Source organism: Streptomyces albofaciens JCM 4342, from assembly GCF_008634025.1.
Classification (GTDB): domain Bacteria; phylum Actinomycetota; class Actinomycetes; order Streptomycetales; family Streptomycetaceae; genus Streptomyces; species Streptomyces albofaciens.
The window spans coordinates 1,230,001-1,254,069 of the sequence record NZ_PDCM01000001.1 but is presented as its reverse complement, the minus strand read 5'-3'; the positions used below and the strand labels follow the sequence as shown (position 1 = coordinate 1,254,069).

Here is a 24,069-nt window from a genome sequence, read left to right as displayed (position 1 = left end):
GGAGCGCCGGGTGGCGTCACTTCTTGCGGCGCCGCCCGCCGCCCTTCTGGGCCTTGCGGCGCTCGGCGCGCGTCAGGCCGTCCGACTCCGAGCGGGCCGGGGCCGCGTCCTCGCTGGTGAAGTCGCCCTCGACGACACCGCCCTCGCCGTCCACGGTCGGCGCGGAGAAGTGCAGCCGGTCCGGGCGCTGCGGGGCCTCCAGGCCCTTGGCGTGGATCTCCGGGCGGCCGGCGCCGGCGGGCACCGCGTCCTGCACGTCCTTGTCCAGCGAGGTCCGCTCCTCGGCGTCCGCCACCGGGACCTCCTCGACCTGCTGCTCGACCTGGACCTCCAGGTTGAACAGGTAGCCGACGGACTCCTCCTTGATGCCCTCCATCATGGCGGTGAACATGTCGAAGCCCTCGCGCTGGTACTCGACCAGCGGGTCCTTCTGGGCCATCGCCCGCAGGCCGATGCCCTCCTGGAGGTAGTCCATCTCGTAGAGGTGCTCACGCCACTTGCGGTCCAGGACGGACAGCACCACACGGCGCTCCAGTTCGCGCATGATGTCGGAGCCGAGCTGCTCCTCACGGGCCGCGTACTGGCGGTGGATGTCCTCCTTGACGGCCTCGGCGATGAAGTCGGCGGTGATCCCGGCGCGGTCGCCGACCTCCTCCTCCAGCTCCTCGATCGTCACCTTGACCGGGTAGAGCTGCTTGAACGCGCCCCACAGGCGGTCCAGGTCCCACTCCTCCGCGAAGCCCTCGACCGTCTCCGCCTGGATGTAGGCGTCGATCGTGTCGTCCATGAAGTGCTTGATCTGCTCCTGGAGGTCCTCGCCCTCCAGGACGCGGCGGCGCTCGCCGTAGATGACCTCGCGCTGCCGGTTCAGGACCTCGTCGTACTTCAGGACGTTCTTACGGGTCTCGAAGTTCTGCTGCTCGACCTGGGACTGGGCGGACGCGATGGCACGCGTCACCATCTTGTTCTCGATCGGCACGTCGTCGGGGACATTGGCCATGGCCATGACCCGCTCGACCATCTGAGCCTTGAACAGACGCATCAGGTCGTCGCCGAGAGAGAGGTAGAAGCGGGACTCGCCGGGGTCGCCCTGGCGGCCGGAGCGGCCGCGCAGCTGGTTGTCGATACGGCGCGACTCGTGGCGCTCGGTGCCGAGCACATACAGCCCGCCGAGTTCCTTGACCTCCTCGAACTCCGTCTGGACCGCGGCCTCGGCCTTCTCCAGGGCGGCGGGCAGCGCGGCCGCCCACTCCTCGACGTGCTCGACCGGGTCCAGGCCTTGGGCACGCAGCTCGGCCTCGGCGAGGTCGTCCGGGTTGCCGCCGAGCTTGATGTCCGTACCGCGGCCGGCCATGTTCGTGGCGACCGTGACGGCGCCCTTGCGGCCGGCCTGCGCGACGATCGACGCCTCGCGCTCGTGCTGCTTGGCGTTGAGCACCCGGTGCGGCACACCGCGCTTGTCGAGCTGCTGGGAGAGGTACTCGGACTTCTCCACGGAGGTGGTGCCGACCAGGATCGGCTGGCCCTTCTCGTGCTTCTCGACGATGTCCTCGACGACCGCGGCGAACTTGGCGACCTCGGTGCGGTAGATCAGGTCCGGCTGGTCCTTGCGGATCATCGGCCGGTTCGTCGGGATCGGGACGACGCCCAGCTTGTAGATCTGGTGGAACTCGGCGGCCTCGGTCATGGCCGTACCGGTCATGCCGGAGAGCTTGTCGTAGAGGCGGAAGAAGTTCTGGAGGGTGATCGTGGCGAGGGTCTGGTTCTCGTCCTTGATCTCCACCCCTTCCTTCGCCTCGATCGCCTGGTGCATGCCCTCGTTGTAGCGGCGGCCGGCGAGGATACGGCCGGTGTGCTCGTCGACGATCATGACCTCGCCGTCGATGACGACGTAGTCCTTGTCGAGCTTGAACAGCTCCTTGGCCTTGATCGCGTTGTTCAGGTACCCGACGAGCGGCGTATTGACCGATTCGTACAGATTGTCGATGCCCAGCCAGTCCTCGACCTTGGACACACCGGACTCGTGGATGCCGACCGTGCGCTTCTTCTCGTCGACGTCGTAGTCGCCGGTCTCCTCGATGCCGCGCTGCGGGTTGGCGGGCTCGCCCTTCTTCAGACGCTGCACCAACTTGGCGAAGTCGCCGTACCACTTGGTGGCGGAGTCCGCGGGACCGGAGATGATCAGCGGCGTACGGGCCTCGTCGACCAGGATCGAGTCGACCTCGTCGACGATCGCGAAGTTGTGGCCGCGCTGCACCAGCTCGTCCTTCGACCAGGCCATGTTGTCGCGCAGGTAGTCGAAGCCGAACTCGTTGTTCGTGCCGTACGTGATGTCGCGGCTGTACTGCTCGCGGCGCTCCGCGGGCGACATGTTGGCCAGGATGCAACCGACCGTGAGGCCGAGGAACTTGTGGACCCGGCCCATCATCTCGGAGTCGCGCTCGGCCAGGTAGTCGTTGACCGTGATCAGGTGCACGCCCTTGCCGGACAGCGCGTTCAGATACGCCGGGAGGGTACCGACCAGGGTCTTGCCCTCACCGGTCTTCATCTCGGCGACGTACCCCAGGTGAAGGGCCGCGCCGCCCATCAGCTGGACGTCGTAGTGGCGCTGGCCGAGCACCCGCTTGGCCGCCTCACGGACGGTCGCGAACGCCTCGGGCAGCAGGTCGTCCAGCGACTCGCCGTCGGCGAACCGCTCCTTGTACTCATCGGTGAGCGCCCGCAGCTCTGCGTCGGAGAGGGCCGCGAAGTCCTCCTCGATGGAGTTGACCTGGCCCGCGATGCGGTGCAGTTTGCGCAGGATCTTTCCTTCGCCTGCACGCATGAGCTTGTTGAAGACGGACACTTGGGCTGGTCTCCTTGCCGGTCGGGCCTGGCGCTGGGGGTACCCCCCGCCGCAGGCAGGGGGAGGGTGCGCGGGCGCGGCATTTTTCCAAGGGGCAGGCCCCGCCGCAACGGCCATCGTAAAGGAGGACCCCATCCGGCCGGGAGGTCCACCGCCGCGAAGCGCACCGCTCCCCGGTGCACAGCTTCCGCGAAGGTGAACGCACGAGGGCGGTGGAAGGTGCCGGGTGGGCGGTCGGAGGGGCTGGGTGGGGCGTGTGGTGGGGCTGGGTGTGGGATGTGATGGGCTGGGTGTGGTGGGGCGGTGGGGGCCGGGGCGGTGGGTGGGCGGCGCCCCGACGGCACCCGCCCGAGCTCCGTCCCAGCCCCGTCGGCACCGGCCGTTGTCAGTGGCGGCTCTTACTCTGAGCCTCATGACAGCTGCCACGCCTGCCAGGTCCGTGACACCGAAGTGCGCGACGCCGAAGCCCGTGACGTCCCTGTCCGCCGACGACGCCCGGCGTCTGGCCCTGCGCGCGCAGGGCTTCCTCGGCGCGCCGGACCGCCGCGCGGGCGTGCGGGGTGTGCTGCGGCGGCTGGGCGCGGTGCAGCTCGACACGATCTCGGTGCTCGCCCGCTCCCACGAGCTGATCCCGTACGCCCGCCTCGGTGCCGTCGGCCGCCCCGCCGTCGAGTCCGCCTACTGGTCGGGCGGGCACAGCTTCGAGTACTGGTCGCACGCCGCCTGCATCCTGCCGGTCGAGGAGTGGCCGCACTTCGCCTTCCGTCGCCGGGCGATGCGCGCCAAGGGGTACCGCTGGCACCTGATGGAGGACCGCGAGGGCTCCTGCGCCGCCGTACTGGACCGGCTCAAGGCCGACGGCCCGCTGACCACCTCCGACCTGGGCGGGGGCCGCAAGGGCGGCGAATGGTGGGACTGGTCCGAGACGAAGATCGCGGTGGAATGGCTGCTGGACACCGGCGAGGTGGTGTGCACGGAGCGCCGCGGCTGGAAGCGGGTGTACGACCTCGCCGAGCGCGCCATCCCGGACGACCTGCTGCACGACGATCTGGACGACGCGGAGTGCATACGCCGCCTGGTCGCCCAGGCCGGCGCCGCGCTGGGCGTGGCCACCCGCGCGGACCTCGCCGACTACCACCGCCTCAAGAACGACCAGGTGGACGCCGTCATCGGGGACTCCGGCCTGGTCCCGGTCGAGGTCGAGGGCTGGGGCAGGCCCGCCTGGGCGGACCCCGCCGCCCTGGCGGACGCACCGCGCGGCCGGCACCGTACGACCCTGCTCTCGCCCTTCGACTCGCTCATCTGGGACCGCCCGCGTACGGCCCGGATCTTCGACTTCACCCACCGCCTGGAGGCATACGTCCCGCGCGCCAAGCGGATACACGGCTATTTCGCGATGCCGCTGCTGACCGGCGGCCGGCTCGCCGGGCGGGTGGACCCGGCCCGCGAGGGCAGCACGCTCATCGCCCGCCAGGTGTCGATGCGCGACGCCAAGGCCGTACGCCCGATGGCACAGGCCCTGACGGAAGCCGCCCGGTGGGTCGGCTGCGACACCGTACGGATCGAGCGCTGCGACGACACCAAGCTGAGGGCGGGGTTGGTGGGGGAGCTTTCGGAGGCGTGAGAGCGGTGGGAGGGACCGGCGTCGTGTCACCTGAATGAGTGGATGTGGGGGCGGATCAGGTACGGAAGCGGAGGGGCGGTTGGCGGGGAGCGGTCGCTGAAGTGCTCGGACGCCGAGAGGGCCTTTGGTAGGCGAGGTCCTTGAGGGGACGGAACCCTGAGAGAACGGGTTTCAGAGGGGGCGGATCTCTGAGGGAACGGATCCCTGAGTCGGCCGGTTGCCGGAGGAGGAGCAGCGGAGGAGAGCTACGGCGGAGTGAACCGCACATGGGGCAACTGCTCGGTGTGCCGATATGCCGGTGTCGAGAGATGGGCTCGGTGTGCCGGTATGTCGGTATGCCACTGTCGAGAGACCCGCTCAGCGGCCGGCCGCCGGGAAACGTACTGAGCGGTCCGCGTCTGGGGCGCCGCTGAACGGTCCGCGATCGAGAGTGCCGCTGAGCGGTCCGGCCGCCCGGTCCTCCCTCAGCGGATCTCCAGGATCTTCTCCCGCATCGCGTACACCACCGCTTCCATCCGGGAGTGCAGCTGGAGCTTCTCCAGGATGTTGCGGACGTGGTTCTTGACGGTGTTCTCGGAGATGAACAGTTCCTTGGCGATGTCCCGGTTGTTCATGCCCGTGGCCACCAGCTTGAGGACCTCCAGCTCGCGGTCGGTGAGCCGGGGCGCCGGCACGAGGCGGCGCTCGTCCGTGCGCTGGATCATCGACTTGAACTCGGTCAGCAGCTTGGACGCCATGGACGGGCTGATCTGGGACTGGCCGTCCGCGACCGCGCGGATCGCCGTGGCCACCTCGTCCGTGGAGATCTCCTTGAGGAGGTAGCCGGTGGCCCCGGCCTTGATCGCGTCGTAGAGGTCGGCCTCCTCGTCGCTGATCGTCAACATGATGATCTTCGCGCTGGGGGCCACCTCCTTGATGGAGGTGCACGCCTCGATGCCGCCGCGCCGGGGCATCCGTACGTCCATCAGCACGATGTCGGGCAGCAGGTCGGCCGCCTTGTCCACCGCCTCGGCGCCGTCCCCGGCCTCACCGACGACCTGGATGTCCTCTTCATGGGCGAGCACGATCTCCAGGCCCCTGCGGAAGAGCGCGTGGTCGTCGACGACCAGGACCCTGATCGGCTCCTTGCGCGACATGCTCGCGTCCATGCCGGAATCGTCGCGGACGCCGAATCCGTCGCCGTCCGCTCCGCCGTGCACGGGCCCGAAGCTGTCCCCCATCGTCCCTCCCCGTCAACTACCCGGCCGGTGAAGGCCAGAGTTTGGGTCTAAGGCTGGTTGACAACAGCCCTCTGCGGCCAGCCCGAACAACGCCATACAACCGTCTCCCCGGCATGTCGCCATTTCGTGCTCACAAGCTCCCTGGCTGGCACAAACACTATACGGCCTCAACTCCTGCCTCCCGCAGGCGCAATGGTGCCCCCGGGCGTACGCCGGGGGCACCACATCAGCGGACGTCAGCCGCCGAGCGCCCCTCCGGCGCCACCGGGCTCCTCTCCCCCGAACGAGTCGGGGTTCAGGTGGATGACGCCGTAGTCGTAGGCGTGCCGCCGGTAGACGACACTCGGCTGCTTGGTCTCGGCGTCGACGAAGAGGTAGAAGTCGTGTCCGACCAACTCCATTTCATACAGCGCCTGGTTGAGTGTCATCGGCGCCGCGGAGTGGGTCTTCTCGCGGACGACCAGGGGCCCTTCGCCCTGGATCTCCAGCGAACCCATCCGCGTCGTCGGCACCTCTTCCCGCGGCTCGCCGTCCACGGCCAGCCGGCCGCTCTCGTCCAGCATGGCCGCGTCCGGCACGCTGCCCGCGACGTCACTCGCCGGGATGCGTCCGTTGCCGCGCCGCGAGTGGCGCTTGTCGTGCTGCTTGCGCAGCCGCGCTTCCAGCTTGGCCGTGGCCAGGTCGAGCGCGGCGTAGGGATCGGCGGCGGCCGCCTCGGCCCGTACGACCGGGCCTCGGGAGCGGAGAGTGATCTCCACTCGGTCGGAACGGTCGGCCTGCCGGGGGTTGGGCTCCTTGGACACCTCGACGTCCAGGCTGATCACCTTGCCGTCGAGCTTCTGGACCTTGTCCAGCTTCAGCTTCTCGGCCACGTGCTTGCGGAACCGCTCGGGCACCTCGGTCTTGCGGCCCTTGACGACGATGTCCACGCAGAACTCCGTTCCCGGATCGCCCCGCTCGGCGCGCGGAGCGATTCCTTCTTGCACCAGGCTCCGGTGAGTGCCGAAGCCTCGGACTTGGCGACTTTCACCTCCTCCTCCCCCGTAGGCAGGGTCCCCACTCCCGTGCTTTCAGGGTCCCCGCAAAGACCCGTTAAACGCACCTGTCCGGCATTCGAGGCAAAGCGTCTGCCAAGTCCTCACAACCGAACATAGCTCTCTCGGGCGGGTGGCGGCACCCCCTGGCTGGTACTAGCTCCGTTTGGATGCCTTTTCGCGCTTGTTACCTGCAACGATGAATTTTGGCGGTCAGTTCCAGTTGATTTCGAAAGCACTCCGCGGCGCTGCCACCACACCCCCGCCCACCACCCTCCCGCCGGCCGCGCGGACCGCCCGCGCCGCCTCCGCCAGCGAAGCCCCGGTGGTCATCAGATCGTCCACCAGGACCACCGGGGCAGCCGCCAGCAGCCGTCCGGCTCCGGTGACGACGATCAGGGCTCCGGAGACGTTGGCCAGGCGCCGGCGGGCACTGAGGCCCGCCTGGTCGACCACCGTACGCCGTTGCCTCAGCACATTGAGTACCCGAACGGGCATCCCGCCCAGCCGAAGGTCCCGAGCCGCCGCCAGCGTCATCCGCCGCACCGGATCGTGCCCCCGCCCCGCCACGGCGCGCGGGGCGGAGGGGACGGGGACGAGGAGGATGGGGGCGGGTGAGCTGTCGGAGGGCTGGGGACGGCCTGAGCTGCGCGGACCGGTAAGGCCAGGCGCTCCGCCGCGGGCCGGGGCCGACGGGGCGGCTGGAGGGCGTGGGTCCGGTTGCCGATTCGTGTAACCGGCCCTATACGGGGTCGCCCCGTCGTACGGGGGCGCCCCGCCGTATGGGGTCACCCTGCCGTACGGGGGCGCCCCGCCATATGCGGCCGCCCCGCCATGCGGCATTCCCTCGGCGTACGGATTCACCCCGCCGTACGGCATTCCCCCGGCGTACGGGGTCGCCCCGCCATACGGCATTCCCTCGGCGTACGGATTCACCCCGCCGTATGGGGCCGCCCCGCCGTACGGCATTCCTTCGCTGTACGGGGTGCTCCCACCGCACGGGGTGCTCCCGCCGTACAGAGTGCTCTCACCGTACGGACGCAGCGGCCCACCCCACGCCCACAGCCCGCGCACGGCCCCCGCCAGCGCCGACCCCAGCGGACCTGCCAGCCGCAGCGCACCCCGCTCCTTGTGCGCGAGCAGCACCGCCCGTACCTCATCGGCGTACGGAGCCGCCGCGTAAGTCGGCGGCAGCCCGGGTGGGGCGGGGCTCGGGCGCACTCTTCGGGGGCCTTGGGGGCCTCCCCCGCCCCCACCCCTCCCCCTCACCCCCCGCATCAGCGCTCGTCGGCATTCCTCGCACAGTTCCGTACGAGGACGGCCGCACCCCGCGCAGTCCACCGGTAGTACCAGGCCGGTGATTTCCCGCCATACGCCCCGCATGGATCTACTGTCCCGCGGGGTGGGCGGGGCTGCCACCCCCTGTGGATAACTCGGGTGACGGGGTTGTGGCGGCGCATGTCCGGCCAGGCGTCCAGCCAGACGTACGGGCAGGCGTCCAGCCAGGCATACGGGCAGGCATACGGGCAGGCGTCCAGCCAGGCATACGGCCAGGCATACGGGCAGACGTACGGGCAGGTCAACGCCGTCGGAACTCGGCGCCCTCCCGGCGCCGCCCCCGAACCAGCCCCTCACCCCGGATAAACCGGCGCCTTCCCGTCCTTGGCCACCGTCTTCCAGTTCGCGTCCTGCGGCAGCCGCACTATGCCCTCGGAACCGTCGGCGATCAGCGGCCTCGTCTCGTCCTCCGAAGCCGTCACCGCCTTGACCCCGTTGACGCCGGGCAGCGTCTGCGCGCTCGACGCCGAGCCGTCCGTCTCCATGTACTGCATCTGCTGCACCCCGCCGGACTGCCTGCCGACCACCACGAGCCGGCTGCCGCCCGCCCAAGACGCCGCCACCACGTCCTCCAGCTGCGGTGCGATCGGCCGCAGCTCCTCCACCGACAGCACCGGGTGCTGCGCCGTCCCCCCGCGCTCGACCCGGCCGAGCTGCAACGTCGTACGGCCCTTGTCCTCGACCAGCACCGCGATCCGGATGCCGTCGGACGCCACCTTGATCGACTTGATCCGCCGGTCGCCGAGGCCGGGCACCGTCACCACGTCCGGCGTCCCCTTGCCCTGGCGCAGCCGCAGCAGCCGCGATCCCCGGTCGCTGCGGTCCGCTATCCACAGGTCGCCCAGCCCGTCCCAACTGGGCGCGGAGAAGCCGTTGTTGGCGGTGCTGTGCAGCAACGCCGGGCCGCGTTCGGTGCCGTACTCCAGCGGCACCACATACAGCGCCCTGCCGTCGGCCGAGACGCCCGCCGCGGTTTCCTCGTCGCGCGAGATCGCGATCGAGCTCAGCGGCGTCTTGCCGCTGCCGAACGGGCCCGGGACCGGCTGCGGTTCCGTGGCCGTGTCCGGCATCCTGACCACCTTCTGGTCAGCGGCGATGAAGTACTCCTGGGCGGACCGCCCGGCGTGCTTGCGCGGCGCGAACTCGCTGTTGGCCCGCTCCTGCGTCAGGACGCACAGCCGGCCGCCCCGTTCGTCCTGCAGTTCCACCTCGCTGATCTTCGACGCCCGGGTGATGTCCTGGACGGTGAAGAACAGCTGTGCCGCCATCCGCCGGCACTGCGCCGGTCCTGCGGCGGCCGCCCGCTTGCTGAGCTTGACCCGCAGCGCGTTGGAGTCGTCGAGCGCCAGACCGCTGCTCTTGAGCACGGTGCCCGTCGGGAACGCCGACGCGGTGACCTGGTTCAGCCAGTTCGTGGGCCCCTCCAGCAGCGCGGCCACACTCGCGGTGACCGGGTCTATCCGCTGCCGCAGGTAGACGGGGTCGGCAACCAGTACGTTGGGGCCCGCCTTGGCCGACTGCGCCTCCGACTTGTAGTCGGCGAAGTAGTACTTGTTGACGGACCGGTAGATGCGCTGGAAGTCGGACTGCCCGAGGACCAGCCCGTTCGGCAGCCGGTCGATGCGCCACTGACCGTCTTCCTTGGTCAGGTGAATGGTCTGTTTGTACGCCTTTTCTTCCGGCGTGTAGGCGTGGTTACGGTCCACGGTGGCGACCTGGCTGCCGGACAGCGTGACCGTGTAGCCGTTCGGGTCCTCACGGTTGGCCTGGCCCACGGGCTCGGATGCCGGGCGCTGCTGGAGCACCTTCGTCGCCGAGAACGGCTGCCACGTCTTCTTCGCCGACTTGGCCAGGTACTGCACGGCCGTGCTGAAATCCACCTCGTCGCTCGTCGTCGCGTCGAGGAAGCCACTGACGATCTCGGTCGGCTGGGCACCGTCCTGCGGCGGCACACCGTAGACGCGTACCTGCGAGTCGGCCTCCGCGCGCGGCGACTGGTCGACCGCCTGCATGTCTCCGCTGTCGGGCATCGACGCGCACCCGGCCAGCAGGAGCGCGCCACAACCGAGCACCACGCCCGTACGTACGCGCACGCCCTTGCCGCCGGCGCTACCGCGCAGCTTCAGGCGCGCCCGCGCACCGTCCCGCGCCCATGCCTCGTCCTCGGCGCGCGCCTCAGCGCTCACACCGGCGCGCGCCTCTCCGCGCATCTCGGCACGCGCCTCAGCGCCCGCTCCCGGGCCTGTCTTAGCGCCCACGAACCTCGTCCTCCCGCTTCGCGCCCGCGCCGTTCCCGGACTCCCGGTTCAGCCCACGCCCGGCACCGTCGCCCGGCACGCTGTCGCCCTCACCAGCCGCACTCCCGCGCACGCCGTCGCCCCGCACACCGGCCTCGCCACCGTTGCGCGAAACCTCACCACCGTCCAAGCCGACGTCCGTACGGGTCCCGTCCGCGCGCCCCGCCGCCCCGGCCGCGCCGTCCTCCCCCGCCTCGCTCTGCCTTTGCGCCGGGGTCCGCGGCTCAAGAGGCCACGGTTCCGCCAGCCGCTGCTGCGGCGGGATGGCGGCCGTGGCCGTCCGCACCGCCGCCGCGCCACTCGGCAGCCCCGAACCGGCCGCCTCCAGGTTGCGCCGCGAGTCCTCCGGCTCCAGCGGTATCGGCGAGCCGCGCAGCGCCTCCCCGGCCGTACGCGGCAGCGTCAGCCGGAACTGCGAGCCGCCGCCCGGCTCACCCCACGCCTGCAGCCAGCCGCCGTGCAGCCGCGCGTCCTCGACCGCGATCGACAGGCCCAGCCCGGTGCCACCGGTCGTACGGGCCCGCGCCGGGTCCGCGCGCCAGAAGCGGTTGAACACCCGTGCCGCGTCCCCCGGCTTCAGGCCCACGCCGTAGTCGCGTACGGCGACGGCCACCGCGCCGCCGTTCTCGCCGCCGACCGCGGCCAGCCGCACCACGACGTCCCGGCCTTCGCCGTGCTCCACCGCGTTGACGACCAGGTTGCGCAGCACCCGCTCGACCCGGCGGGCGTCCGCCTCCGCGATCACCGGCCGCTCGGCCCCGCGCACCACGAACCGGGTGCCCTTGCGCTCGGCCAGCGGCTCGGCGCCCTCCAGGACCCGGTTGACCACGTCCCGCAGGTCGATCGGCTCGGCCTCCAGGGCGGCGGCGCCGGCGTCGAACCGGCTGATCTCCAGCAGCTCGGCGAGCAGCGACTCGAAGCGGTCGAGCTGGCCGCGCAGCAGCTCGGCGGAGCGCGCGGTCACCGGATCGAAGTCCTCGCGCGCGTCGTGGATGACGTCGGCGGCCATCCGTACGGTGGTCAGCGGCGTCCGCAGCTCGTGCGACACGTCGGAGACGAACCGCCGCTGCATCCGGGACAGCTCCTCCAGCTGCTGGATCTTGACCTGGAGGTTCTGCGCCATCTTGTTGAAGGACTCGCCGAGCCGGGCGATGTCGTCCTCGCCGGTGACCTTCATCCGCTCCTGGAGCAGCCCGGCGGCCAGCCGCTCGGAGATGCCCGCCGCCATCCGTACGGGGGTGACGACCTGCCGGACCACCAGCCAGGCGATCGCGCCGAGCAGCACCACGACGAACACCCCGGCCGTCGCCAGGGTCCCCTTCACCAGGCTGAGCGACTTCTCCTCCTGGCTGAACGGGAAGAGGTAGTACAGCTGGTACGGGTTGCTGTTCACGTCGTTGAGGCGCTTACCGATGATGATCGCCGGCTCGCCCTCCTCCGACCCGACCCGCTTGATCTGCGTGGACTGGCGGAAGGTGCCGGTCTTGGTGTCCAGCATCCGGCGCATCTCGGCGGGCACGCTGCGCTCGGGGTCGACGTCTCCGGAGGCGCGCGGACCGCGGGTGTCCGGGCTGCTGTCCCCGAAGGGCTCCTCGACGGCCGATCCGGAGCTGAGCGCCACCACGGAGAAGACGCCCTGGCCACCGCTGGCGAGCTGTTCGACCAGGCTGGTCAGCCAGGTCGCGGAGTCCTGCGAGCCGCGGTTGCCGGACCGTACGGGGTCGTCGCCGCGGCTGTCGGTGGCGCCGTCGGCCAGCTTCTGCGCCACCGCGAACCCGCCGGCCGCCTGGCTCTGCGCGGCCTGCCGCTTGGCCTCCAGCAGCCCGTTGCGGACCTGCCCGATGACCACGACGCCGAGCAGCAGCACCACGCCCAGCGACATCAGCAGGGTCGTGGCGACCACGCGGAGCTGGATGTTGCGGCGCCACAGGCGCAGTGCGGGCAGCAGCGGACGGCGTATCCAGCGGCCGAAGAGGCGCAGCATGGGGTGGACCGGGCCGGCGGTGGCACCGTCGGACAGCAGGCGCGCGGGCATCGCCCGGAGCCGGTCACCGGGCCGCTCCGTCCACCCCGGCCGGGCAGCGGGCCGTGCCGCGGCCTCTACGGGACGCTCAGCCGCCCGCGCTGCGTGGGTGCCGTCCTCCGGCCGCTTCGAACGCTCCGGGCTCTCGCCGTCTTTCGCGTCGTCCTGCCCGGCAGCCGCCGCGAAACCGTCGTCCGGCCCTGTCGTTCGACCGCCACCGGTCACCGCCTCCGGGCGGGCGGGTGTCCGTCCATCGGCCTGCCCGGGCACCGTCCCGTCGGCCTGTCCGCTCGCTTGCCCGTTCGTCCCATCGGTCAACCGAGCGCGAAAGCGCTGGAAAAGCGACATACCACCTGCCGTACGAACGGTCCGTCCCCGCTCGTCCGCCGGGGCCGAACCGTCCCGGGACATGTCAGCTGGGCCCGGCCTTATAGCCGACGCCGCGTACCGTCACCACGATCTCCGGGCGCTCCGGGTCCTTCTCGACCTTGGAGCGCAGCCGCTGTACGTGCACGTTCACCAACCGCGTGTCGGCGGCGTGCCGGTAGCCCCAGACCTGCTCCAGCAGCACCTCGCGGGTGAACACCTGCCACGGCTTGCGGGCGAGCGCCACCAGCAGGTCGAACTCCAGCGGCGTGAGCGCTATCGACTGGCCGTTGCGCTTGACCGAGTGGCCCGCCACGTCGATGACGAGATCACCGATGGCCAGCTGCTCGGGCGCCGGCTCCTCCGAGCGGCGCAGCCGGGCCCTGATGCGGGCCACCAGCTCCTTGGGCTTGAACGGCTTGACGATGTAGTCGTCCGCCCCCGACTCCAGGCCGACCACCACGTCGACCGTGTCACTCTTCGCGGTCAGCATGACGATCGGTACACCGGACTCGGCCCGGATCAGCCGGCACACCTCTATGCCGTCCCTCCCGGGCAGCATGAGGTCGAGCAGCACGAGGTCCGGCTTGGTCTCCCGGAAGGCGGCGAGCGCCTTGTCCCCGTCGGAGACGAACGACGGTTCAAAGCCTTCGCCGCGCAGCACGATGCCGAGCATCTCTGCCAGTGCGGTGTCGTCGTCGACGACCAGGACGCGTCCCTTCATTCGGCCATCATCCCATTACCTGATCGTGACTTACCCAATCGTGACGTGGAACACAGCTCCGCGAGGCCGCCCGGAGTGACCGGCGAGACCACTCCGGCCTCCGTGACGATCGCCGTCACCAGCTCGGCCGGCGTCACGTCGAAGGCCGGGTTGTAGGCCAGCGCGCCCAGCGGAGCCACCGGCACCCCGGTGCCGGCCTCCGTCCCGGCCCCGGGCACATACGGTGCCGCGATTTCCGTCACCTCGTGCCCGGGCCGCTGCTCCACCTCGATGAGCGCGCCGTCCGCCGTCTCCAGGTCCACCGTGCTCGTCGGCGCCACCACCACGAACGGTACGTGGTGGTAGCGGGCCAGCACGGCCAGCGGATAGCTCCCCACCTTGTTGGCGACCGAGCCGTCCGCCGTGATCCGGTCCGCGCCGATCAGTACGGCATCCACCTCGCCCGCCGCGAAGAGCGACCCGGCCGCCCCGTCCGCGAGCAGGGTGTACGGCATGCCCGTACGCGCCGCCTCATACGCGGTCAGCCGCGCGCCCTGCAGGAGCGGCCGCGTCTCGTCGACCCACAGCCTCCGCAGCTCCCCGGCCCGGTGCGCCGCCAGCGCCACCGCCAGGGCGGTTCCCTCGCCACCGGACACCAGGGCCCCGGTGTTGCAGTGGGTGAGTATGCGGTGTCCGCCGCCGGGCAGCAGCTCGCCCAGCAGCGCCAGCCCGTGCGCGGCCATCTTGGTGCTGGCCTCGGCGTCCTCGGCGTGTACGGCCCGCGCCTCGGCCAGTGCCGCGGCGGCGGCCGTCTCACGGTCCGCGCCGCCCTCGACCGCGGCCCGGTACGCGTCGGCGGCCCGCCCCACGCCGTATCCGAGGTTGACCGCCGTCGGGCGGGCGTGCGCCAGGGTGTCGGCCGCGTCGGCCACGTCGAATCCCCGTGCCGCGGCGAGGGCGACTCCGTACGCACCCGCGATGCCCAGCAACGGAGCGCCGCGCACAGCCAGCGTGCGGATCGCCTGCACCAACGCCGGAACATCCGTACACACCAGTTCGATCTCTTCGGCCGGCAGCCGTGTCTGGTCGAGGAGAACCAGTACGGGCCCCTCGGGAAGCTCCTCCCAACGCAGTGACGGAACCACGGGAGCGTCGGCGCCCGCCTCGGACTTCTCGTAGCGATCGGCCATCCGCCCAGTCTGCCGCCGACGACGGGCGGAGCAGAAGGGTTCGCCCGTGCAAGGGCGCCCCTCCGGACAAGGGCCCGGGGACGCGCGCCCCCGCGCCATGACACGATGACAGGCACTGCGGACGTCGGAACCCGGCCGTTCGAACGGGCGGGAATCATGAAGGAGCGATGATGAACAACTCTCCGGGCTGGGCCTCGCCCGGATCCTCCCCCTCCGACGAGCCGGACCGCACCGCACAGGGCCGGCCCGCCACGGACGAGACCGGAGCCGCGGACCGGGCCGGAGCGGATGCCCCGGCCGACCCGGCCGGTTCCACCGGTACGGCAGGCCCCGCGGAACCAGCGGGCCCGGCCGGCGCCGGTGCGTCCGGCGACTCCTCGGTCCCGCCGCAGTGGTCCAAGGAGCAGCCTCCCCCCGGCCAGTGGTCCGCGCCCACCGGCGGCCCCGGCCGCGGCGGGCCGGGCGGACCCGGCGGACAAGGCGGCTGGGGCGGACAGCAGCCCGGTGGGGGCGGTCAGCCGGGCTGGGGCGGAAGGCCGGGCTGGGGGGCGCCCTGGGCGCCGCCGCCCGCCGCGAAGCCGGGTGTGATCCCGCTCCGCCCGCTCGGCGTCGGCGAGATCCTCGACGGCGCCGTCTCCACCATGCGCGCCCACTGGCGCACCGTCCTCGGCATCTCGCTGGTCGTGGCGGTCGTCGCGCAGGCCGCGAACACGATCGTCACCGGCCTCTGGTTCCGCAACGCCGGGGACTTCTCCGCGCTGGACAACAATCCCGACGCCTCCCTGAGCGAAGCCATGGACGCGGTCGACAACACCCTCATCGGCAGCGCCCTCACCTCGCTCATCGGACTGCTCGGCACGATCATCGTCACCGCGCTGCTCACCATCGTCGTCAGCCGGGCCGTCCTGGGCCGTTCCGTGTCGACGGGCGAGGCCTGGCGGGACGCCCGGAGCCGGCTGCCGCGGCTGCTCGGGCTGCTGCTCCTGCTGCCCCTGATCTTCTCGGCCGTGATCCTCCTGGGCATGGTGCCCGGCATCATCGTCACCGCGGTGGGCCCGGCCGCTGCCGGTGTCCTGCTCACCCTGCTCGGCGGGCTGGGCGCGGCCGTCGTGGGCGTCTGGCTGTGGGTCCGCTTCAGCCTCGCCGCCCCGGCGCTGATGCTGGAGAAGCAGGGCGTCATCGCCTCCATGCGGCGCTCGGCCAAGCTCGTGCGGGGCGCGTGGTGGCGGGTCCTGGGCGTGCAGCTCCTGACGTACCTGCTGATCATCGTCGTCGGGATGATCGTCCAGATCCCGGCCACGATCGTCGCCGTCCTCGTCAGCGGCGAGGGCATGACGGCGTGGACCGAGGGCGCGGGCGGTGCCGGCTGGACGTTCCTGACCGTGCTGGGCATCGGCTCCGTGATCACTTCCGCGGTCACCTACCCCATCAGCGCGGGCGTCACGGCGCTCCTCTACATGGACCAGCGGATCCGCCGCGAGGCGCTCGACCTGGAGCTCGCCCGCGCCGCCGGCCTGCCCGGCTACGGCGCGGACGTCCCCGGGCCGGGGGCTCCCGGCCCGCACGGCACCGGGCCGGACAGCACCGGCCAGGGCCCCGCCGGCCCCACACCGGGAAGCTGATGCGGTGACGGTTGGGGGGAGAACCGCCGTGCTCGTCCGTCTGGCGACGGGTTCCGGCGACGACGGACCAGTGACGATTCCGCGTGTGCCCGCCCGTGAGGCGGCCGAACGCGAGCTTTCCGATCCGCGGTACCACCAGAACGACCCGAACCTGCTCCAGCGTGCCCTGAACTGGTTCTGGGAGCGCATCGGCGATCTCTTCGACGCCGCTGCCGGAGCCACGCCGGGCGGCTGGACCGGGCTCATCGCCGTCGTCCTCGTCGTCGTACTGCTCGTCGTCGCCCTGCGGCTCCGGCTGGGCGCCCTGCGCCGCACCCCCACCTCGGGGGGCGGCACGCTCTTCGGGGACCGTCCCCGGACGGCCGCGGAACACCGCGCCGCCGCTGAACAGCACGCTGCCGACAGGCGCTGGACCGAGGCGGTGCAGGAGCGGATGCGGGGTCTCGTCCTCGCTTTGGAGGAACGGGCCCTGCTCACCCCGGGCCCCGGGCGCACCGCCGACGAGGCCGCGACGGAGGCCGGCCGGATGCTGCCCGCCCATGCCGAGCGCCTGCGCACGGCCGCCCGTACGTTCGATGACGTCACATACGGCGGGCGTCCCGGTACGGAACGGGAGTACGCCCTCCTGAGCAGCCTCGACACCGACCTGCAGCACAGCAAGCCCCAGCCGGCCAGCGCCGCGACCGCCCTCGACCGGAGCGGCACATGAGCGCCACCACCACTGCCACGACATCTCTCGCACCCACCGGCCGCCGCCTGTGGACCCGCTCGCGCGGGCTGCTCGCCGGTCTTCTCGTCCTCGTCCTGGGCGGGCTCGGCCTCGCCCTGCTGCGCTCCGGGGACCAGCACGGACGTCTCGACCCCCGGTCGGTGGACCGCTACGGCAGCGGGGCCGTCGCCGCGCTCCTCGCCGACCGCGGCGTCGACACCCGTGTCGTGACCACCACGGAGGAGGCCGCCGCCGCGGCCGGCCCCGACACCACCGTGCTGGTCGCCGACCCCGATCTGCTGACCCGCCGCCAGCTGGACACCCTCCACCAGGCCACCGGGCGCGCGACCGGCCGGACCATCCTGCTCGCTCCCGGCTCGCCCGCACTGGACGTCTTCGCTCCCGGCACCGAGGCCGGGGTGCCCGCCGAGGTGCGGCCGCTCGACCCGAACTGCGCGCTGCCCGCCGCCCGGAACGCCGGCGACGCGGAACTCGGCGGCCTGCGCTACTCGGCATCCGCTCCCGGCGCCGACCGCTGCTACCCCAGCAGCGGCAAGGCCACCCTGCTGCGTCTGCCGTCCAAGGCCGGTGGCGACACCGTGCTTCTCGGCGCCCCCGACATCCTCTACAACCACCGGCTCGCCGAGCGCGGCAACGCCTCGCTCGCCCTGCAACTGCTCGGTTCGCACAAGCATCTGGTCTGGTACCTCCCCTCCGTCAGCGACCCTTCGTCCACGCAGGACGGCCGGCGCAGCTTCTTCGACCTCATCCCCTCCGGCTGGAGCTGGGCGCTGCTCCAGCTCCTCATCGCCGCCGCACTGGCCGGCATCTGGCGGGCCCGTCGGCTCGGCCCGCTCGTCCCCGAGCGCCTGCCGGTCACCGTCCCCGCCGCCGAGACCACGGAGGGGCACGCCCGCCTCTACGAGCAGGCCGGCGCACGCGACCGGGCCGCCGCCGTCCTACGGGCCGCCGCCCGCACCCGGCTCGCACCGCTCACCGGCGTGTCTCCCACCCACGCCCACACCCCCGACATCCTTCTTCCGGCCGTCGCCGCGCGGCTGCCCGCGGACGCGGCGTCCGGCACGGCCCTGCACTCCCTCCTCTTCGGCCCGCCGCCCGCCGACGACAAGGCCCTGGTCACCCTGGCCGACCAGCTCGACAACCTGGAACATTCCATCCTGTCCCCAGAGAGGCACGTCCCCCGTGAGCACCCCGACAGCTGACAGCGCCCGAGCCTCCCTGGAGGCCGTCCGTACCGAGATCGCCAAGGCCGTCGTCGGCCAGGACGCGGCCGTCACCGGCCTGGTCGTCGCGCTGCTCTGCCGCGGTCACGTCCTGCTCGAAGGCGTCCCCGGCGTCGCCAAGACCCTGCTCGTACGCGCGCTCTCGGCGACCCTGGAACTCGACACCAAGCGCGTTCAGTTCACCCCCGATCTGATGCCGAGCGATGTCACCGGCTCGCTCGTCTACGACGCGCGCAGCTCGGAGTTCTCCTTCCAGCCCGGCCCGGTCTTCACCAACCTGCTGCTCGCCGACGAGATCAACCGCACTCCGCCGAAGACCCAGGCGTCCCTGCTCGAAGCCATGGAGGAGCGCCAGGTCACCGTCGACGGGACGCCTCGGGCCCTGCCCGAGCCGTTCCTCGTCGCCGCCACGCAGAACCCCGTCGAGTACGAGGGCACCTATCCGCTGCCCGAGGCCCAACTCGACCGGTTCCTGCTCAAGCTGACGGTGCCGCTGCCCGCCCGCCAGGACGAGATCGACATCCTGGCCCGGCACGCTCAGGGCTTCAGCCCGCGCGACCTCGACGCGGCCGGCCTGCGTCCGGTCGCAGGTCCCGCCGATCTCGAAGCGGCCCGCGCCGCGGTGGCCAAGACCGCCGTATCCCCCGAGGTCACCGGTTACATCGTCGATATCTGCCGTGCCACGCGTGAATCCCCCTCGCTCTCCCTCGGCGTCTCTCCCCGAGGCGCCACCGCCCTGCTCTCCACCTCACGGGCCTGGGCCTGGCTCACCGGCCGCGACTATGTCATCCCCGACGACGTGAAGGCCCTTGCCCTGCCCACACTCCGGCACCGCGTCCAGCTCCGCCCGGAGGCCGAGATGGAAGGAGTCACCGCCGACTCCGTCATCAACTCCGTCCTCGCCCACCTTCCCGTCCCCCGCTGAGACCAGCCGTGGCCCTGACCGGACGCACCGCACTCATCTCCGCCCTCGGAGCTCTCTTCGTCGGCCTGCTGCTGCCCAGCTGGACCGGCATCCTCACCGTCCAACTCGCCCTGCTGCTAGCAATTTTGTGCGATCTGGCGCTCGCCGCGCCAGTGCGGAAGCTCCAGTTCACCCGAACCGGTGACACATCTGTTCGACTGGGTCAGGCGGCACAGACACACCTGACCATCACCAACCCGGACCGCCGCCTGCTGCGCGCCCAGCTCCGCGACGCATGGCCGCCCAGTTCCTTCCGCCCCGGCACGGAGGCCCCGGCCACCCGCCACCGGCTCCGCATTCCCGGCGCCGAGCGGCGCCGCGTCACGACGGCGCTTCATCCCACCCGTCGCGGCGACCACCGCGCCGTCCGCGTCACGATCCGTTCCTACGGCCCGCTCGGCCTGGCCGCGCGCCAAGGCAGCCACCACGTCCCATGGACCGTGCGCGCCCTGCCGCCCTTCACCAGCCGCAAGCACCTGCCCGGCAAGCTGGCCCGGCTGCGCGAGCTGGACGGTCGTACGAGCATCCTGACGCGCGGCGAGGGCACCGAATTCGACAGCCTCCGCGACTACACGCCCGGCGACGACACCCGGTCCATCGACTGGCGCGCCACCGCGCGACGCCAGACCGTGGCCGTCCGCACCTGGCGCCCGGAACGCGACCGCCGCATCCTCCTGGCCCTGGAAACCGGCCGCACCTCGGCCGGCCGGGTCGGCGACACACCGCGGCTGGACGCCTCCATGGACGCGGCACTGCTGCTCGCCGCCCTCGCTTCACGCGCCGGCGACCGCGTCGACCTCCTGGCGTACGACCGCCGGGTACGGGCTTCCGTCCAGGGCCGCGCGGCCGGAGACCTCCTGCCCGCGCTGACCGAGGCGCTCGCGCCCCTCGAACCCGAACTCGTCGAGGCGGACGCCCGCGGCCTGGCCGCGGCCATTCACCGCAGCACGCCGCGCCGTTCCCTGATCGTCCTCTTCACCGGCCTCGACACGGCCCCGGTGGAGGAAGGCCTGCTGCCCGTGCTCCCCGGCCTCACCCAGCGCAACGAGGTCATCGTCGCCGCGGTGGCGGATCCCCGCATCGAGGAGATGGCCGCTTCCCGGCACACGCCGCAGGCCGTGTACGCCGCGGCCGCGGCCGAGCAGACCCGCGCGGCCCGCCGACGCAGCGCCGACCGCCTGCGCAGTCACGGCGTTACGGTCATCGACTCCACGCCCGCCCGCCTCGCCCCTGACCTGGCGGACGCGTATCTCTCCCTGAAGGCCGCCGGCCGACTGTAGGAGACAGGAAGGACCCCAGGGCTGGGCTGTAGGAAGCCTGCTGTGGACGGTCCGCGACGATGCTCGCGGTCGTCTGCGGCAGGCTTCTTTGCGTGTGGCTGGGGGAGGCTGGGTGAGGTTTCGTAAGGCTGCTGTCTGCGGGTGCCTGTTCTGTCGTTGTCCGCGTGGCTGAGTGGCCTGGGATCGGCTGTGTTCTCTGAGACCGGGCGGGGGGCCGGGGACCGCAGTCCGCAGTCCGCAGTCCGCAGTCCGCAGTCCGCAGTCCGCAGTCCGGTTGGAGTATGGGGGCGGATCTATGTGGCTCAGGCAGAGGGCGGGGCGGGGCTGGGCGGCTGTGAGCCGTCCTGCTGGAAGCGGTAGGACTCCCCCTTGAACGCAATATGCCCCGCACCGAATGGTGCGGGGCTGTTCTCTGCGTCAGAGCAAATAAAAAAGCTCCGGTCCCTGAACCAGAAGGCTCAGGGACCGGAGCGGAAAAATTGTTCGGCGGCGTCCTACTCTCCCACAGGGTCCCCCCTGCAGTACCATCGGCGCTGAAAGGCTTAGCTTCCGGGTTCGGAATGTAACCGGGCGTTTCCCTAACGCTATGACCACCGAAACACTATGAAGATGAACTCCAGCCAGCACAGGCGAGTTCGTTACTTCAGAACAAACACAGTGGACGCGAGCAACTGAGGACAAGCCCTCGGCCTATTAGTACCAGTCAACTCCACACCTTACGGCGCTTCCATATCTGGCCTATCAACCCAGTCGTCTACTGGGAGCCTTACCCCATCAAGTGGGAGGGAGCCCTCATCTCGAAGCAGGCTTCCCGCTTAGATGCTTTCAGCGGTTATCCTTTCCGAACGTAGCCAACCAGCCATGCCCTTGGCAGAACAACTGGCACACCAGAGGTTCGTCCGTCCCGGTCCTCTCGTACTAGGGACAGCCCTTCTCAAGACTCCTACGCGCACAGCGGATAGGGACCGAACTGTCTCACGACGTTCTAAACCCAGCTCGCGTACCGCTTTAATGGGCGAACAGCCCAACCCTTGGGACCGACTCCAGCCCCAGGATGCGACGAGCCGACATCGAGGTGCCAAACCATCCCGTCGATATGGACTCTTGGGGAAGATCAGCCTGTTATCCCCGGGGTACCTTTTATCCGTTGAGCGACGGCGCTTCCACAAGCCACCGCCGGATCACTAGTCCCTACTTTCGTACCTGCTCGACCCGTCAGTCTCACAGTCAAGCTCCCTTGTGCACTTACACTCAACACCTGATTGCCAACCAGGCTGAGGGAACCTTTGGGCGCCTCCGTTACCCTTTAGGAGGCAACCGCCCCAGTTAAACTACCCACCAGACACTGTCCCTGATCCGGATCACGGACCCAGGTTAGACATCCAGCACGACCAGAGTGGTATTTCAACAACGACTCCACAACCACTGGCGTGGCCGCTTCACAGTCTCCCACCTATCCTACACAAGCCGAACCAAACACCAATATCAAGCTATAGTAAAGGTCCCGGGGTCTTTCCGTCCTGCTGCGCGAAACGAGCATCTTTACTCGTAGTGCAATTTCACCGGGCCTATGGTTGAGACAGTCGAGAAGTCGTTACGCCATTCGTGCAGGTCGGAACTTACCCGACAAGGAATTTCGCTACCTTAGGATGGTTATAGTTACCACCGCCGTTTACTGGCGCTTAAGTTCTCAGCTTCGCCCCACCGAAATGGAGCTAACCGGTCCCCTTAACGTTCCAGCACCGGGCAGGCGTCAGTCCGTATACATCGCCTTACGGCTTCGCACGGACCTGTGTTTTTAGTAAACAGTCGCTTCTCGCTGGTCTCTGCGGCCACCACCAGCTCACACCGCAAGGGTGATCACCAGCAATGGCCCCCCTTCTCCCGAAGTTACGGGGGCATTTTGCCGAGTTCCTTAACCATAGTTCACCCGAACGCCTCGGTATTCTCTACCTGACCACCTGAGTCGGTTTAGGGTACGGGCCGCCATGAAACTCGCTAGAGGCTTTTCTCGACAGCATAGGATCATCCACTTCACCACAATCGGCTCGGCATCAGGTCTCACCCTCACATGTGCGACGGATTTGCCTACCGCACGGGCTACACCCTTACCCCGGGACAACCACCGCCCGGGCTGGACTACCTTCCTGCGTCACCCCATCACTCACCTACTACAAGTCTGGTTCGTCGGCTCCACCACTCCCCTACGCTCCGAAGAGCTCAGGGCGGCTTCACGGACTTAGCATCGCCTGATTCGATGTTTGGCGCTTCAAAGCGGGTACCGGAATATCAACCGGTTGTCCATCGACTACGCCTGTCGGCCTCGCCTTAGGTCCCGACTTACCCTGGGCAGATCAGCTTGACCCAGGAACCCTTAGTCAATCGGCGCACACGTTTCCCACGTGTGTATCGCTACTCATGCCTGCATTCTCACTCGTGAACCGTCCACAACTACCTTCCGGCGCTGCTTCACCCGGCACACGACGCTCCCCTACCCACCACGATCCCCGTTAGGAGTAATATCGCAGTGACATGACTTCGGCGGTGTGCTTGAGCCCCGCTACATTGTCGGCGCGGAATCACTTGACCAGTGAGCTATTACGCACTCTTTCAAGGATGGCTGCTTCTAAGCCAACCTCCTGGTTGTCTCTGCGACTCCACATCCTTTCCCACTTAGCACACGCTTAGGGGCCTTAGTCGATGCTCTGGGCTGTTTCCCTCTCGACCATGGAGCTTATCCCCCACAGTCTCACTGCCGCGCTCTCACTTACCGGCATTCGGAGTTTGGCTAAGGTCAGTAACCCGGTAGGGCCCATCGCCTATCCAGTGCTCTACCGCCGGCAAGAAACACACGACGCTGCACCTAAATGCATTTCGGGGAGAACCAGCTATCACGGAGTTTGATTGGCCTTTCACCCCTAACCACAGGTCATCCCCCAGGTTTTCAACCCTGGTGGGTTCGGTCCTCCACGAAGTCTTACCTCCGCTTCAACCTGCCCATGGCTAGATCACTCCGCTTCGGGTCTTGGGCACGCTACTCAACGCCCTCTTCGGACTCGCTTTCGCTACGGCTTCCCCACACGGGTTAACCTCGCAACATACCGCAAACTCGCAGGCTCATTCTTCAAAAGGCACGCAGTCACGACACAAAGAACAAGTTCTCTGTGCGACGCTCCCACGGCTTGTAGGCACACGGTTTCAGGTACTATTTCACTCCGCTCCCGCGGTACTTTTCACCATTCCCTCACGGTACTATCCGCTATCGGTCACCAGGGAATATTTAGGCTTAGCGGGTGGTCCCGCCAGATTCACACGGGATTTCACGGGCCCCGTGCTACTTGGGAAATTCTCAAGCGAGCCGTCAATGTTTCAGCTACGGGGGTCTTACCCTCTACGCCGGACCTTTCGCATGTCCTTCGCCTACATCAACGGTTTCTGACTCACCGACCGGCCGGCAGACCGATCAAGAGAACTCCCACAACCCCAACCACGCAACCCCTGCCGGGTATCACACGTAACTGGTTTGGCCTCATCCGGTTTCGCTCGCCACTACTCCCGGAATCACGGTTGTTTTCTCTTCCTGCGGGTACTGAGATGTTTCACTTCCCCG

14 protein-coding genes, 2 rRNA genes and 1 pseudogene (1 of these 17 only partly in view) are annotated in these 24,069 nt (G+C 69.7%); 6 read left to right on the top strand and 11 right to left on the bottom strand.

All coding sequences use genetic code 11. The features are described from left to right. Nucleotides 1–16: 16 nt before the first annotated feature. Nucleotides 17–2,845, bottom strand: coding sequence for a preprotein translocase subunit SecA (gene secA / locus CP973_RS05845; RefSeq protein WP_150238173.1), 2,829 nt, complete (start codon nt 2,843–2,845; stop codon nt 17–19). Nucleotides 2,846–3,257: 412 nt separating this feature from the next. On the opposite strand from secA, the gene CP973_RS05835 reads away from it, so the two are divergent. Then, nucleotides 3,258–4,469, top strand: a complete 1,212-nt coding sequence (locus tag CP973_RS05835) for a winged helix-turn-helix domain-containing protein (protein ID WP_244409293.1) — start codon at nt 3,258–3,260, stop codon at nt 4,467–4,469. A gap of 464 nt (nt 4,470–4,933) precedes the next feature. Here CP973_RS05835 and CP973_RS05830 read toward each other — a convergent pair whose 3' ends face one another. From CP973_RS05830 to mtnA, 8 genes and pseudogenes are all read right to left on the bottom strand, one after another. Continuing rightward, nucleotides 4,934–5,689 carry a response regulator gene (locus CP973_RS05830; protein ID WP_150238169.1) on the bottom strand — a complete coding sequence of 252 codons (756 nt, stop codon included), beginning with the start codon at nt 5,687–5,689 and terminating at the stop codon, nt 4,934–4,936. A 236-nt stretch (nt 5,690–5,925) separates the two neighbouring features. Continuing rightward, nucleotides 5,926–6,618, bottom strand: coding sequence for a ribosome hibernation-promoting factor, HPF/YfiA family (gene hpf, locus CP973_RS05825; protein ID WP_150238167.1), 693 nt, complete (start codon nt 6,616–6,618; stop codon nt 5,926–5,928). A 318-nt stretch (nt 6,619–6,936) separates the two neighbouring features. Then, complete coding sequence (locus tag CP973_RS05815; RefSeq protein WP_425281989.1) at nt 6,937–7,200, bottom strand: ComF family protein; 264 nt, start codon at nt 7,198–7,200, stop codon at nt 6,937–6,939. Between the two features lie 591 nt (nt 7,201–7,791). Then, nucleotides 7,792–8,106, bottom strand: a pseudogene (locus CP973_RS40705) (hypothetical protein); the annotation flags it as partial. A 248-nt stretch (nt 8,107–8,354) separates the two neighbouring features. Next, a complete protein-coding gene (locus CP973_RS05805; protein ID WP_150238163.1) occupies nt 8,355–10,247 on the bottom strand; it encodes an LpqB family beta-propeller domain-containing protein in 1,893 nt (630 codons plus the stop codon). A 61-nt stretch (nt 10,248–10,308) separates the two neighbouring features. Beyond that, nucleotides 10,309–12,393, bottom strand: a complete 2,085-nt coding sequence (gene mtrB, locus CP973_RS05800; protein ID WP_150238161.1) for an MtrAB system histidine kinase MtrB — start codon at nt 12,391–12,393, stop codon at nt 10,309–10,311. A gap of 400 nt (nt 12,394–12,793) precedes the next feature. Beyond that, nucleotides 12,794–13,471 carry a two-component system response regulator MtrA gene (gene mtrA, locus CP973_RS05795; RefSeq protein WP_003982195.1) on the bottom strand — a complete coding sequence of 226 codons (678 nt, stop codon included), beginning with the start codon at nt 13,469–13,471 and terminating at the stop codon, nt 12,794–12,796. Next, a complete protein-coding gene (gene mtnA / locus CP973_RS05790) occupies nt 13,468–14,640 on the bottom strand; it encodes an S-methyl-5-thioribose-1-phosphate isomerase (RefSeq protein ID WP_150238159.1) in 1,173 nt (390 codons plus the stop codon). Before mtnA ends, mtrA begins: the two co-directional genes overlap by 4 nt. A gap of 170 nt (nt 14,641–14,810) precedes the next feature. Here mtnA and CP973_RS05785 point away from each other — a divergent pair, with 170 nt between their 5' ends. The 5 genes from CP973_RS05785 to CP973_RS05765 are packed head-to-tail and all read left to right on the top strand — an operon-like array spanning nt 14,811 to nt 20,459. After that, on the top strand, nt 14,811–16,262 hold the full coding sequence (locus CP973_RS05785; protein ID WP_150238157.1) for a DUF7847 domain-containing protein: 1,452 nt from the start codon (nt 14,811–14,813) through the stop codon (nt 16,260–16,262). A gap of 4 nt (nt 16,263–16,266) precedes the next feature. Further along, complete coding sequence (locus CP973_RS05780) at nt 16,267–16,971, top strand: DUF4129 domain-containing protein (RefSeq protein WP_167538267.1); 705 nt, start codon at nt 16,267–16,269, stop codon at nt 16,969–16,971. Continuing rightward, on the top strand, nt 16,968–18,194 hold the full coding sequence (locus CP973_RS05775) for a DUF4350 domain-containing protein (RefSeq protein WP_150238153.1): 1,227 nt from the start codon (nt 16,968–16,970) through the stop codon (nt 18,192–18,194). Before CP973_RS05780 ends, CP973_RS05775 begins: the two co-directional genes overlap by 4 nt. Further along, nucleotides 18,175–19,140: an AAA family ATPase gene (locus tag CP973_RS05770; protein ID WP_150238151.1), complete on the top strand. Its 966-nt coding sequence runs from the start codon at nt 18,175–18,177 to the stop codon at nt 19,138–19,140. The genes CP973_RS05775 and CP973_RS05770 overlap by 20 nt, the downstream gene beginning before the upstream one ends. An 8-nt stretch (nt 19,141–19,148) precedes the next feature. After that, on the top strand, nt 19,149–20,459 hold the full coding sequence (locus CP973_RS05765) for a DUF58 domain-containing protein (protein WP_150238149.1): 1,311 nt from the start codon (nt 19,149–19,151) through the stop codon (nt 20,457–20,459). A 481-nt stretch (nt 20,460–20,940) separates the two neighbouring features. Here the strand turns inward: CP973_RS05765 and rrf are convergent. Both rrf and CP973_RS05755 read right to left on the bottom strand, forming a co-directional pair. After that, nucleotides 20,941–21,057, bottom strand: a 5S ribosomal RNA gene (gene rrf, locus CP973_RS05760). Between the two features lie 75 nt (nt 21,058–21,132). Continuing rightward, nucleotides 21,133–24,069 (bottom strand): 23S ribosomal RNA (locus tag CP973_RS05755) (it continues 187 nt past the right edge of the window).